Below are 13437 nucleotides of genomic sequence, written 5' to 3'. Positions count from 1 at the left end.
TCTGGACCCCGCAGCTTCGGGGTGCAGCGGGGTGGCCGGATTCTTAGCGCTCTTTCGGTAGGAAACCTGCCACTGACATGGCGGGAAACCTCTGCTCCACCGGCCTACAGATAGTCGATCACACACACTCGCAGCCCATCGCTTGGCTCCTCCACCCATCGAGAGGCCGCAGAGCCGACGCGGAGATGAGCTTGGGCGATTCTGCTCACCCATCGATCGCTGTGGGGAAGTGTCCCCACCGGGACCGTGCACACCGTCACGGATGTCCTGATGCAGAAGTGCCACCGATGTCCCGGTGCAGAAGTGTCACCGATGTCCCGAGACACCGCCGGGTCGAGCGCATACCCGCGCGAGACACGCCCATTCATCAGACCGCACAACTTCCTTGCTATGCGGTCTGATGAAAGCTGGTGGCTCGGGTGGGCACTGGGTTGGGTAGGCACAGGCTCGGGTAGAAGGAAGACGCTCGAGTAGGAGCGCCTCCAACGACACGCGATGCGCCCGCTCTGCTCCACCAGTCCGACTACCCGCAGCACGCGCAGCAGAGACACAGGAGGGCGGGATGGAAGTCTCCTTCCATCCCGCCCTCCTGTGTGTCAGAGTGCGAGGCCCACGACGAGGTCAACCCGTCGCGCTCCGATCAGTGCGCGAACTTGCCGCGATCGTATTCGTAGATCAGACCGACCATTCCCACGATGGCGATGACGCCGCCGAACGGGAAGATCCACCAGCCGACTGCAACCGCTACAAAGCACAGCGCCGCGCCCGTGGCCACGGTGATCGGCCACCAGCTCCATGGGGAGTAGAAGCCGTACTCGTAGTACTCGTCCTCGATCTCACCATCGATGTCATCCATCGGCAGCTGTGGGTGCTTCTTCTCCCACGTCCACAGGTAGACGCCGATCATGAGGGCCATACCGCCCACCAGGATGAGTCCGGCGAGCCCGACCCACTCCGTGAAGTCGGTCAGGAAGCCGTAGACGATCGCGACGGGCGCGAAGAAGAAGATACCCAGACCGAAGATCCATGCGCCTGTCTTCACTTGGCGACCTCCTTGGCCTCAGCGGCACCGTGACCGGCGGCCGCGAGCTCCAGCAGTTCCGGATGGTTCGCTTCGAACGCAGGGCGCTCGGAGCGGATGCGCGGAAGCGATGTGAAGTTGTGACGCGGCGGCGGGCAGGACGTCGCCCACTCGAGCGATCCGCCGTAGCCCCACGGGTCGTTGACCGTGACCTTGGGGGCCTTGCGCGACGTGATCCACACGTTCCAGAAGAACGGAATCATCGACAGGCCGAGGATCAGGGATCCCACGGTGGACACCTGGTTGAGGAACGTCCAACCGTCCTGCGGCAGGTAGTCGGCGTAACGGCGCGGCATGCCGTCTGCGCCCAGCCAGTGCTGCACGAGGAACGTCATGTGGAAGCCGATGAACAGGACCCAGAAGTGGATCTTGCCCAGCGTCTCGTCCAGCATCTTGCCCGTCCACTTCGGCCACCAGAAGTAGAAGCCGGCGAACATCGCGAACACCACGGTGCCGAAGAGGACGTAGTGGAAGTGAGCGACGACGAAGTAGGAGTCGGACACCTGCTGATCAAGCGCCGGCGAACTGAGGATGACTCCCGTCAGACCGCCGAACACGAATGTCACGAGGAAGCCGAGCGACCACAGCATGGGCGTCTCGAACGTGAGCGAGCCCCTCCACAGTGTGCCGATCCAGTTGTAGATCTTCACACCGGTCGGAACCGCGATCAGCATCGTCATGAACGCGAAGAACGGCAGCATCACGGCACCGGTCACGTACATGTGGTGTGCCCACACCGTGACGGACAGCGCGGCGATCGCGATCGTGGCGTACACGAGACCGACGTAGCCGAAGATCGGCTTGCGGCTGAAGACCGGGAAGATCTCCGACACGATGCCGAAGAACGGCAGAGCGATGACGTAGACCTCCGGGTGCCCGAAGAACCAGAAGAGGTGCTGCCAGAGCAGCGGACCTCCGTTCTCCGGACTGAAGATGTGTCCACCGAGGATCCGGTCGGACGCGAGGCCCAGCAGCGCGGCGGCCAGCGGCGGGAACGCCATGAGCACGAGCACACCGGTGATGAGCGTGTTCCACGTGAAGATCGACATGCGGAACATCGTCATGCCCGGAGCGCGCAGCGTGAGGATCGTGGCGATGAAGTTCACCGAGCCGAGGATGGTGCCGAAGCCCTGGAAGGCGAGGCCCATCACCCAGAGGTGACCACCGATGCCCGGGGTGAACGTGGTGTTCGACAGCGGCGCGTACGCCGTCCAGCCGAACGAGGCCGCACCCTGAGGTGTGAGGAAGCCTGCCAGCGCGATGAGCGAGCCGAAGGAGAAGAGCCAGAACGCGAACGAGTTCAGTCGCGGGAAGGCGACGTCGGGTGCGCCGATCTGAAGAGGCATCAGCACATTCGCGAAGCCGGAGAACAGCGGTGTCGCGAACATCAGCAGCATCACCGTGCCGTGCATGGTGAACATCTGGTTGTACTGCTCTTTGGTCTCGAGGATCTGCATCCCCGGCTCCCACAGCTCCAGACGGATGAGCAGAGCCATCACGCCGCCGAGGCAGAAGAAGAGGAAGGAGCTGATCAGATACATGTATCCGATCGTCTTGTGGTCAGTGGAGGTGATCCAGCTGACGAAGATACGACCCTTGCTGGTCGGTACCGGATCGGCGGGCGCACCGACGATGCCGGCAGGACGCGAGTCAGTCGCAGTCATCAGTTCTCAGCCCCTTCCTGCTCGTAGGGGTTGTGGTACCACTCGGTGCGGTTGTATTCCTCACCCAGGACACCCTCATTGCCCTGATCGCGCAGGGACTGGATGTAGTCGTCGTATTCGGTCGGCGAGACGACCTTGACGTTGAAGATCATCTCCGCATGGAACTCGCCGCAGAGCTCTGCGCACTTGCCCATGTAGTCGCCCTCCTTGAGGGCCTGGAGATGGATGCTCGACGAGTGACCGGGGAACATGTCGCGCTTCTCGAGGAACGCGGGGATCCAGAAGGAGTGCACCACGTCGCGGGATTCGAGCTTGAGCTCGAGATCCGTGTTCGAGGGGAGGTAGAGCGTGGGCGCATCGATGCCCGGCTGCTCAGTGCCATCCAGGTTCGCCTGAACTCCGGCGTAGTGGACGTCCTCCGTCACGTAGTTGAAGTCCCAGGCCCACTGCTTGCCATAGACCTCGATGACCTGTTCCGGTTCCGTGTCGTCGTTGATGGTGTTGTCCAACGTCTTGACGTTCTCGAAGAAGAACGCGAGGACCAGGATGATCGGAACGACCGTGTAGAGGATCTCCACCGGCATGTTGTAGCGCATCTGGACGGGCAGGCCGCGATCGGACTTCTTGCGGCGATAGGCGACGATGCACCACAGCAGCAGGCCCCAGGTGATGGCACCCACGATGAGTGCGGCGATCCATCCGCCGTTCCACAGCGCGATGTAGTGATCGGTGTGGGAAGTGGCGCCCTTGGAGTCGGGATGGAGGAAGCCGACCTCCCACTGTTCCGTCGTGCATCCGGCGAGCAGTGTCGTTGCCGCCGCTGCGCCGATCACACCGAGCCGCTTGGCCCAGGACGCGCGCGCCCCCGGTGCTGGCTGATTCGGAGAATCCACGTGCAGCCTTTCGAACCTCTGTCGGTGCCCCAGGGTGGCCGACCCTGCCGGTTCCCACTCCGGATGCACCGTGAATGCGGAACGCGGACAAGGGTGTAGATGCCCTGGTCACCGAACTCTGACTTTGTCTCCCACACCTTACCGCTACACGGCGTAGAAATTCACGTTGGCGGGGCTTCAGCTGAAAAAGGCCTCAGAATCGGGAGCACCTTCCGCACGGTGGAGCCGATCGAGGTATTCGAGCCCCGTCAGCTCCGACACGCCGAGGCTCTCGAGGTGCTCAGTCGACCACTGCACGTCGACCATCCAGCGGTCCCCGCACCGCTCATCGAGGAGGTCCGAGAGGTGGACGAGCGCCGCCTTCGACGCGTCCGTAGCCGCATGGAACATCGATTCACCGACGAACACCGCTCCGAAGCTGATGCCGAAGAGTCCGCCGACCAGCGCGCCGTCCGCATCGCGCACCTCGACCGAATGCGCCCATCCGGCCGCGTGGAGGTCGTCGTACATCCGTGCGAAGCCCTCAGTGATCCACGAGCCCTCCCGTGAGGTGTCCGCGCACCCTGCGACGACGGCGGGGAACGACTGATCGACGGTGAAGGTGAAGTCGCGCATCGAGCGGCGCAGGCTCCTGCTCACCCGCAGTCCGCCGGGAAGCAGCACACCGCGGACGGTCGGGGCCCACCACCCCATCGGGGGGCCGCCGTCATCGCCCAGCCCCATCGGGAAGAGACCCGCTCGATAAGCGGACATGACCAGGTCCACCTCACCGGTGAAGCCGACCGACACCGCTTTGAGGTCCTCGTCGTGCATCATCGTTCCTCCGATCGAACACGTGACCACCGACTCGCGAGCCGCTGAGCCTCCAAGCCGCTGAGCCACCGAGCTGCTGAACCTCGCCGGCAGCGCACCTCCCCTGCAACGCACAGCGGGACCGGGCTTCCGTGAGGAACCCGATCCCGCCATCGCAGTGCGCCTGTGGGTCAGTGGAACGAATCACCGCACGCGCAGGAACCCGCGGCGTTGGGGTTGTCGATCGTGAAGCCCTGCTTCTCGATGGTGTCGGAGAAATCGATCTTCGACTCACCCAGGTATGGAACGCTCATCTTGTCGACGATCACTTCGACGCCGTCGAAGTCTCGCACCGCGTCTCCGTCGAGCGTGCGCTCGTCGAAGTACAGCTGGTAGATGAGACCGGAGCAGCCACCGGGCTGCACTGCGACGCGCAGTCGCAGGTCGTCACGGCCCTCCTGCTCGAGCAGGTTGCGCACCTTGTCGGCGGCTGTGTCTGTCAGTTCGACTCCGTGGGGCACGGTCGTCGTGTCGGTGACGGTCATCGGATCTCCTTCGCACGATTCGGGGAACGTCGCAGATCGCACTGTCGATCGTTGGTCCTCTCAGGCTACACCTCGGAACACCGCGACGGCCGCTCCTATTCCGCCGCGTAGGACGACCTGCATTCCGGCCCAGCCCCCTATCCCTCATCCCGGCCCAGCGGCTATCCCTCGGCGCGCCCCAGCGCCTCGAGGAGCAGCGCCTCAGACACGATCGCCGACCGGAAGTCCGGCACATGCAGCGACTCGTTGGCGCTGTGCGCCCGCGCATCGGGATCCTCCACTCCTGTCACCAGGATCGACGCGGAGGGGAACTCCTCGAGCAGGTCCGCGATGAAGGGGATCGACCCGCCCAGGCCCACCTGCACCGCTTCCGTTCCGAAGCCGTCGGACAGCGCGGCCATCGCGGTGTCGACGACCGGGTCCTCGGTGTCCGCCCGCCACGGGCTGCCGCCCTCATCCGCCCCGAACTCGACCTGCGCACCGAACGGAGCGTGGGAGCGCAGATGCTCCTTGACCGCTGCCAGTGCGTCGGCCGGGGTCCCGCCCGGGGCGACCCGGATGCTCAGCTTCGCGCGCACGGAGTGCTGCAGCGTGTTCGAGGAGACGTCGACATTCGGCAGGTCCAGGCCGATGACGGTGATCGATGGCTGGGACCACAGGCGGGAGGCCAGCGATCCGTCACCGATGAGCTCCACGCCGTCGAGCACTCCCGAATCCCGGCGGAGCTCCGCCTCGTCGTACTCCACATCGGCGCGCGTCTCGCCGCCGAGGCCGGACACCGCCACCGCCCCGCTCTCACCGTGGAGGGTCGCCAGCAGTCTCGTCATCGCGAGGGCGGCGTCGGGCACCACTCCCCCGTACATCCCGGAATGCACCGCGTGGTCCAGGGTGGACACGGTGAACTCGAGCGATGCCATGCCGCGCAGGCTGGTGGTCAGCGCCGGCGTGCCGACCTTCCAGTTGCCGGAGTCCGCGACCACGATGACGTCGCCCGCCAGCTTGTCCCGGTGCGTGCGGAGGAAGTTCTGGAAGCTCGGGGAGCCCGCCTCCTCCTCCCCCTCCACGAAGAGGACCACACCGACGCCGAGGTCGTCGCCCAGCAGGCGCAGAGCGGTGAGGTGGACGAGGATGCCGGCCTTGTCATCGGATGCGCCTCGTCCGTAGATCCGATCGCCGATCTCCGTCGCGACGAACGGCGGGGTGTTCCACAGGGTCTCGTCCCCCGTGGGCTGGACGTCGTGGTGTGCGTAGAGGACCACTGTCCGAGCGCCCGCCGGACCCTCTCGACGTGCCACGACAGCGGGTGCGCCGTCGACACCGGATGCCGTGGGCGCTGTGAGGACCTCCACCGACGGGAAGCCCGCCTCCCGGGCCAGGCCGGCGACGGCCTCGGCGGACGCGGCGACATGGGACTGGTCGAAGGACGGCCAGGCGATCGACGGGAGTGCGACGAGCGACGCGAGCGTCTCCTTCACCTGGTCGAAGACGGTGTCCAGTGCGGTGTGGAGCTCCGCTGCGCGAGCGGACGCGGGACGCGGATGCTGTGAGTCAGTCATGATCCGATACTATTCATTGCGTGTTCGGACGGAAGAGTAAGCCCCAGGAAGCTGACCCGGATCAGCGCGCGTCGTCGCACGACGACACAGCGGTCGGCGCTGACGCCGAGCCCGCCGCGCACTCCGCGGAGCAGAAGAAGAATCGCCCCACGCCCAAGCGCAGCGACCAGGAAGCGCGCAATCAGCGCCCTCTGGTCGGTGGCGACCGCAAGGCCGCTGACAAGCGTGCGCGCGAGGAGATGCGTCGTCGACGCGACGAATCCCGGATCGGTGTGATGAACGGGGACGAGAGGTTCCTCGGGCCCCGTGACGCCGGGCCGCAGCGCCGGTACATCCGCGACTACGTCGACGCACGGTTCTCGATCGGAGAGATGTTCATCCCGATCGCACTCGTCGTGCTGCTCGCCGGTATGTTCGGCGGACAGCAGTGGGCGATGATCGCGAACTTCATCGTCTACGGCCTGATCATCCTGATCCTGCTCGACAGCGTCCTGCTCTGCGTCCTGCTGCGCGGTCGCCTCAAGACGAAGTTCGGCGAGGATTCCATCCAGCGCGGCACCAACTTCTACGCGATCATGCGCTCCGTGCAGATCCGCCGCCTCCGCGTGCCCAAGGCTGTTGTGAAGCGCGGCCAGTACCCGTCCTGACCCGGACGGCACAGCGCGCATGAAATGAGGAGGGGCCGGGCGATCGCCCGGCCCCTCCTCATATCCACCCGCTCACCGCCGCCGTCCGCCACGGCTTCCGCGGACCACCTGACCGGGCCACGTCGGTCCGCCGTAGATGAGTCCGGAGTAGGCCTGCACGAGGTCTGCCCCCGCACCCAGGCGAGCTGCGACGTCCCGGGCATCGCCGACTCCCCCGGCGGATACCAGTGCCATCGGCGATCCCGGGTGGGCGCGGTCCAGGTGGGCGCGCACCAGGCGCAGCACCTCCATCGATCGTGCGGCGAGCGGCCGTCCGGAGATCCCCCCGGCCTCGCCCCGCGCGAAGTCCCGGTCTGCTCCCGTCAGAACCTCGCGATCGATCGTCGTGTTCGTGAGCACCAGGCCGTCGACCCGCTCCGCGATCGCAAGATCGACCAGTTCCCGCACGTCGCCGTCCGCCAGGTCCGGCGCGAGCTTCACGAGCAGCGGAACGTGGCCGAGTGTCGAGCGCGGGGCCGCGACGACCTTCGCGGCGGTGTCGCGCACCGCGGTGATGATGGGGCGCAGCGAGTCCGCCGCCTGCAGGTCGCGGAGGCCCGGAGTGTTCGGCGAGGACACGTTGATGACGAGGTAGTCGGCCAGCGGCGCCAGCTCCCGCGTCGACACGGCGTAGTCCGATGCCGCATCCGCCGCCTCGACGACCTTGGTCTTGCCGATGTTGACCCCGATGATCGGTCGCCGTGATGCCGGCAGCTCTTCGACGAGGTCCCGCTGCTGCTCGACCGCGGCTGCGGCGGCATGCGACCCTGCGTTGTTGAAGCCCATGCGGTTGAGGATCGCGTCGTGCGCGAGCAGGCGGAAGAGCCGCGGACGCTCGTTGCCCGGCTGCGCCTGTCCCGTCACCGTCCCGATCTCGATGTGTCCGAACCCCAGACGCGACAGGGCGCGGACCCCGCCGCCCTCCTTGTCGAACCCGGCGGCCAGCCCCACGCGGTTGCGGAAAGGCAGGCCCAGCACCTCGACCGGATCATCGGTCCCGGCCGACAGCACTGCGCCGAACGCGGCCCGCAGTCCCGGCAGCGAATCGAGTCCGCGCAGGGCCGTGAAGCTGAGGTGGTGAGCGCGCTCCGCATCCATCGGCGCGAACACGGCACGGAAGACGAGCGAATACAGGGAATTGTCCACGAGCCGGAGTCTATCCGCCCCGCCCTCACCTGCGACTCCCACCGGACTAGGGTAGGGACGGACACCATCCGACTCACGGAAGGACCCTCGATGGTCACCCCCAGCACTCCCCTCCCGACGCTCGCGCGCGCCACCGGCGATCCCGCCGCGCTCACCGTCGATGCACTCGTCGTCGCGTTCCAGCAGAACCAGACGGGAGGCGTCCCCGCAGCCCCGGGCCTGGCGAAGAAGCAGGCGCAGGCGCTCACGGCCGCAGCGGAGGCCGTCGGCCACACGGGGAAGGCCGGCTCGACCGTCCGGATACCGGCACCCACCGGCTTCAAGGCGACCTCGGTCGTGCTCGCAGGGATCGGCGACGAGGCCGAATCCGACAGCGCTCACCTCGAGACGCTGCGCCGTGCCGCGGGCACCGCCCTGCGCTCGCTGGAGAAGACGGACTCCGTCGGCCTCGCCTTCCCCGTCGCGGACTCGGCATCCGCCGAGGCCGTCGCCACCGGCGCACTGCTCGGCTCGTACCGCTACACCGCATACCTGACCGACGGCACGGACAAGAATCCGGTCTCGACCCTCACGCTCGTCGCCCCGACATCCGCGAAGGCCGGACTCGACCGCGCCGCGACGATCGCCGCCGCATCCGCGGGCGCCCGCGACCTCGTGAACCAGCCTCCGCTCGACCTGTTCCCCGCCTCGTTCGCGCAGGCCGTCGTCGACCAGGCGGGATCCGGCGACCTCAAGAAGGCCAAGGTCACCGTCGAGGTGCTCGACGAGGACACCCTGCGCTCCCGCGGGTTCGGCGGTCTGATCGGCGTGGGCGGCGGTTCGACCCGCGGCCCCCGCCTCGTGAAGATCTCGTACGCGCCCAAGAAGGCTGCGACGCACCTGTCGCTCGTGGGCAAGGGCATCACCTTCGACTCCGGCGGCATCTCGCTCAAGCCGCCGGCGAAGATGGAGGAGATGAAGTCGGACATGGCCGGGGCGGCCGCCGCAGCGCAGTCGATCTTCGCGATCGCACGCCTGGGGCTGCCCGTCCGGGTCACCGCGTGGCTCGCCCTCGCAGAGAACATGCCGTCCGGATCCGCGCAGCGGCCGGCCGACGTCCTGCGCATCTACGGCGGGAAGACCGTCGAGGTGACGAACACGGACGCCGAGGGACGCCTGGTGCTCGCCGATGCCCTGGTCGCCGCGCAGGAGGAGTCCCCGGACCTCATCGTCGACATCGCGACGCTCACGGGCGCGCAGGTCGTGGCGCTGGGGCTGCGCACCACGGGCGTCATGGGCACGGACGATGCCCGCAACAAGCTGGTCCTCGCGGCGGAGGCATCCGGCGAGCCGATGTGGCCGATGCCCATCCCAGAGGAGATGATCCGCTCCTTCGACTCGAACACCGCGGACCTCACGAACGCGGGCGGTCGCTCCGGCGGCATGCTCGCCGCCGCTGCGTTCCTCCAGGAGTTCGTGGAAGACGGCGTCGAATGGGCGCACCTGGACATCGCAGGACCCTCGTTCAACGGCGAAGGCCCCCACGGCTACACGGGCAAGGGCGGGACGGGAGTGCCGGTGCGCACCCTCGTCGAGCTCGCGGCCCGTCTGGCCGGAGCGTGAGCGGCGGGAATGCCGACGGTGGGGGCGCCGCGTGATCGCCCTCACCGTGAAACGACCGGGAATAGGGGTCCCAACCCCCTCGTTTAGTGGAATGATTGAGCTCGAGGCCCATGTGTGGCAAAGAGTCCGCCGGATATTGAGGAGTGCTCCGTGACCGAATCGTCAGAGAACTATGATCTTGTGATCCTGGGGGGCGGGACGGCCGGATACGCCGCCGCCTTCCGCGCCGCGACGCTCGGGATGAGCGTCGCACTCATCGAACGCGACAAGGTGGGCGGCACGTGCCTCCACCGCGGCTGCGTCCCGACCAAGGCCCTGCTCCACGCCGCAGAAGTCGCGGAGACGGCGAAGTCGGCCGAGCAGTTCGGCATCAAGGCCGAATTCCAGGGCATCGACATCGAGGGCGTGCTCGCCTACAAGGACGATGTCATCTCCAAGAACTACAAGGGCCTCCAGGGGCTCGTGAAGGTTCGCGGCATCGACTACATCTCCGGCGAGGGCAAGCTCACCGGCACGGACACGGTCCAGGTGTCCAACGATGAGGGCGGCGTGACCGTCACGGGCAAGAACATCATCCTCGCGACGGGCTCCGAGCCGAAGACGATCGGCATCGACATCTCCGGTCGCGTGCTCACCTCCACGGAGGCGCTCCACCTCAAGGACGTCCCGGAGTCGGCGATCGTCCTGGGCGGCGGCGTGATCGGCGTCGAGTTCGCCAGTGTGTGGACCTCCTTCGGTGCGAAGGTCACCATCGTCGAGGGACTCCCCCGACTCGTGGCGAACGAGGACGAGGCGATCTCCAAGAACCTCGAGCGGGCCTTCAAGAAGCGCAAGATCGGCGTGAAGACCGGCAAGATGTTCAAGGGCGTCACGCAGGACGACGACCAGGTGCACGTGGAGCTCGAGGACGGCACCGTCCTCGACGCGGACTACCTGCTCGTGGCCGTGGGCCGCGGCCCCGTCACCCAGGGCTTCGGCTACGAGGACCAGGGAATCACGACGGACCGCGGCTTCGTCATCGTCGATGAGCGCCAGCACACGGGCGTCGGGAACGTCTACGCGATCGGCGACATCACCCCCGGCCTGCAGCTCGCGCACCGCTCGTTCGCGCACGGCATCTTCGTCGCAGAGGAGATCGCGGGCCTGAACCCCGCGCCGCTCGTCGAGTCCGGCGTCCCCCGCGTCACCTACTCGGAGCCGGAGATCTTCTCCGTGGGCATCACGGAGAAGCAGGCCGCTGAGCAGTACGGCGAGGACAGCATCGAGACCCTCGACTACAACCTCGCGGGCAACGGCAAGACCGTCATCCTCAAGTCGACCGGCATCATCAAGGTCGTCCGTGAGAAGGACGGCCCGGTGCTCGGCATCCACGGGATCGGAGCCCGGTTGAGCGAGCAGGCCGGCGAGGCGCAGCTCATCATCAACTGGGAAGCGTTCCCGGAGGAGGTCGCGCAGCTCATCCACGCGCACCCCACCCAGAACGAAGCCATCGGAGAGGCGTTCCTCGCCCTCACCGGCAAGCCGCTCCACGCGCACAACTGAGTCCCGAAGGAGTCGAACACGATGTCCAACACAGTGAACATGCCCGCTCTGGGCGAATCGGTCACCGAGGGCACTGTCACCCGGTGGCTCAAGGAGGTCGGCGAGTCGATCGAGGTCGACGAGCCGTTGCTCGAGGTCTCCACCGACAAGGTCGACACTGAGATCCCCTCCCCGTACGCGGGAGTCGTCGAAGAGATCCTCGCGGAAGAGGACGACGACGTCGAGATCGGCGGTGCGCTCGCCGTGATCGGTGACGGATCCGGCGGCGGCTCGAGCGACGCCGAGGCATCCGCTGAGGAATCCGCACCCGCCGAGGACACGGCAGAGGAGTCAGCGGACGAGGCCGACGAGGCACCGTCCGAGGACGAGGCCGACGAGCCGGAGGACGCGCCCGCAGCAGAGCCCGAGGCGGCACCCGCACCGAAGGCGTCGTCGGGATCCGGCGACGCGACCGAGGTCACGATGCCCGCGCTCGGCGAGTCCGTGACGGAAGGCACCGTCACCCGGTGGCTCAAGGAGGTCGGCGAAACGATCGAGGTCGACGAGCCGCTGCTCGAGGTCTCCACCGACAAGGTCGACACCGAGGTCCCCTCCCCCGTCGCCGGCACGGTCCTCGAACTCTTCGCAGAAGAGGACGAGGAGGTCGAGGTCGGCGCGAAGCTCGCGCTGGTCGGGTCCGAGGATGCCGCCGGCGGTTCGGATGATTCCGGATCGGATGAGGCACCCGCTGCCGAGGCCGAAGAGGCCCCCGCGGAGGAGGCACCTGCAGAGGACGAGGCTCCGGCCGAGGAGTCCCAGCCCGAACCGGCTGAGGAGTCCGCACCGGAACCGTCCTCCGCGCCGGCCGAGGACACTCCTCAGGTCGTGAGCGGTGGAGACACCCCCGCATCAGGTGAGGACATCGCACGCAGCGTGTCGGGTGACAACGCCGCCTACGTGACACCGCTGGTCCGCAAGCTCGCCAAGAGCAAGGGCGTCGATCTCACGTCGATCAAGGGCACCGGCGTCGGTGGTCGCATCCGCAAGCAGGACGTGCTCAATGCGGCGGCCTCTCCCGCACCGGTCAGCGGAGCCACCGGCACGTCCGGCGGTTCCGGACCGCGCGTCGTGGAGCTGTCGGAGGAGGCGAAGAAGCTGCGCGGCACGACGCAGAAGTCTTCGCGGATCCGCCAGACGATCGCGAAGCGCATGCGCGAATCGCTGCAGAACACCTCGCAGCTCACGCAGGTGTCCGAGGTCGACGTCACCGGTGTCGCGAATCTGCGGAAGGCGACCAAGGACGCCTTCCAGGAGAAGCACGGAGTGAAACTGACGTACCTGCCGTTCTTCATCAAGGCGGTCGTCGAAGCGCTGCAGATCCATCCGGAGATGAACGCGCAGCTGGGTGCGGACGGCAAGGAGATCGAGTACTTCGGTCACGAGCACGTCGGCATCGCAGTCGACACGCCGCGCGGTCTGCTCGTCCCGGTCATCAAGGATGCGGGCGATCTGTCGATCGCCGGCATCTCGAAGGCCATCGACGATCTGGCCGACAGGACGCGCAACAACAAGATCAAGCCCGATGAGCTGTCCGGCGGCACGTTCTCCGTGACCAACATCGGCAGCTTCGGCGCGATCATGGACACACCGATCATCAACTACCCGCAGTCCGGCATCCTGGGCGTCGGGACGATCGTCCGTCGTCCCATGGTCGTCAAGACCGCCGACGGCGCGGAGTCGATCGCAGTCCGCGACATGGTGTACCTGCCGCTCACCTACAACCATGAGCTGGTGGATGGTGCGGATGCGGGTCGCTTCCTCAAGACGATCCGTGAGCGTCTGCAGGAGGCCGACTTCGAGGGCGACCTCGAGCTCTGATGAGCGGGAGCCCGCAGCGCTGACGCGCTGAGCGGCACCTGTCGACGTGTGGGGCGGGAGACCATCGGTCTCC

The 13437-nt window shown here is 66.9% G+C and carries 11 protein-coding genes; 4 read left to right on the top strand and 7 right to left on the bottom strand.

Annotated features, from left to right (window positions below):
• Nucleotides 1-640: 640 nt before the first annotated feature.
• From BSP109_RS03280 to BSP109_RS03255, 6 genes are all read right to left on the bottom strand, one after another.
• Nucleotides 641-1042, bottom strand: a complete 402-nt coding sequence (locus BSP109_RS03280) for a cytochrome c oxidase subunit 4 (protein ID WP_087006468.1) — start codon at nt 1040-1042, stop codon at nt 641-643.
• Nucleotides 1039-2745 (bottom strand): cytochrome c oxidase subunit I, encoded by a 1707-nt coding sequence (gene ctaD / locus BSP109_RS03275; RefSeq protein ID WP_180959597.1) that lies wholly within the window; start codon nt 2743-2745, stop codon nt 1039-1041. The genes BSP109_RS03280 and ctaD overlap by 4 nt, the downstream gene beginning before the upstream one ends.
• Complete coding sequence (coxB, locus tag BSP109_RS03270) at nt 2745-3638, bottom strand: cytochrome c oxidase subunit II (protein ID WP_087006464.1); 894 nt, start codon at nt 3636-3638, stop codon at nt 2745-2747. The genes ctaD and coxB overlap by 1 nt, the downstream gene beginning before the upstream one ends.
• Nucleotides 3639-3815: 177 nt before the next feature.
• Nucleotides 3816-4454 (bottom strand): leucyl/phenylalanyl-tRNA--protein transferase, encoded by a 639-nt coding sequence (aat, locus tag BSP109_RS03265; protein WP_306298567.1) that lies wholly within the window; start codon nt 4452-4454, stop codon nt 3816-3818.
• A gap of 167 nt (nt 4455-4621) precedes the next feature.
• Nucleotides 4622-4975 carry an iron-sulfur cluster assembly accessory protein gene (locus BSP109_RS03260; protein WP_087006461.1) on the bottom strand — a complete coding sequence of 118 codons (354 nt, stop codon included), beginning with the start codon at nt 4973-4975 and terminating at the stop codon, nt 4622-4624.
• 161 nt (nt 4976-5136) lie between these two features.
• The gene (locus tag BSP109_RS03255) at nt 5137-6531 is read right to left on the bottom strand and encodes a dipeptidase (protein WP_101599361.1); all 1395 of its coding nucleotides are present in this window, start codon (nt 6529-6531) and stop codon (nt 5137-5139) included.
• Between the two features lie 20 nt (nt 6532-6551).
• Here BSP109_RS03255 and BSP109_RS03250 point away from each other — a divergent pair, with 20 nt between their 5' ends.
• Nucleotides 6552-7178, top strand: coding sequence for a DUF3043 domain-containing protein (locus BSP109_RS03250; RefSeq protein ID WP_087006457.1), 627 nt, complete (start codon nt 6552-6554; stop codon nt 7176-7178).
• A gap of 72 nt (nt 7179-7250) precedes the next feature.
• On the opposite strand, the gene BSP109_RS03245 is transcribed toward BSP109_RS03250, so the two are convergent.
• On the bottom strand, nt 7251-8363 hold the full coding sequence (locus BSP109_RS03245) for a quinone-dependent dihydroorotate dehydrogenase (RefSeq protein WP_101599360.1): 1113 nt from the start codon (nt 8361-8363) through the stop codon (nt 7251-7253).
• A gap of 90 nt (nt 8364-8453) precedes the next feature.
• On the opposite strand from BSP109_RS03245, the gene BSP109_RS03240 reads away from it, so the two are divergent.
• The 3 genes from BSP109_RS03240 to sucB all read left to right on the top strand — a co-directional run bounded on the left by BSP109_RS03240 (nt 8454) and on the right by sucB (nt 13364).
• The gene (locus BSP109_RS03240; RefSeq protein WP_101599359.1) at nt 8454-9965 is read left to right on the top strand and encodes a leucyl aminopeptidase; all 1512 of its coding nucleotides are present in this window, start codon (nt 8454-8456) and stop codon (nt 9963-9965) included.
• Between the two features lie 150 nt (nt 9966-10115).
• Nucleotides 10116-11507 carry a dihydrolipoyl dehydrogenase gene (gene lpdA, locus BSP109_RS03235; RefSeq protein WP_087006451.1) on the top strand — a complete coding sequence of 464 codons (1392 nt, stop codon included), beginning with the start codon at nt 10116-10118 and terminating at the stop codon, nt 11505-11507.
• A 21-nt stretch (nt 11508-11528) separates the two neighbouring features.
• Nucleotides 11529-13364, top strand: coding sequence for a 2-oxoglutarate dehydrogenase, E2 component, dihydrolipoamide succinyltransferase (gene sucB, locus BSP109_RS03230; protein WP_101599358.1), 1836 nt, complete (start codon nt 11529-11531; stop codon nt 13362-13364).
• Nucleotides 13365-13437 lie beyond the last annotated feature (73 nt).

The sequence above is a fragment of the Brevibacterium sp. Mu109 genome, assembly GCF_900169375.1.
Lineage (GTDB): Bacteria > Actinomycetota > Actinomycetes > Actinomycetales > Brevibacteriaceae > Brevibacterium > Brevibacterium yomogidense_A.
This window is presented reverse-complemented; position numbering and strand designations above follow the sequence as displayed.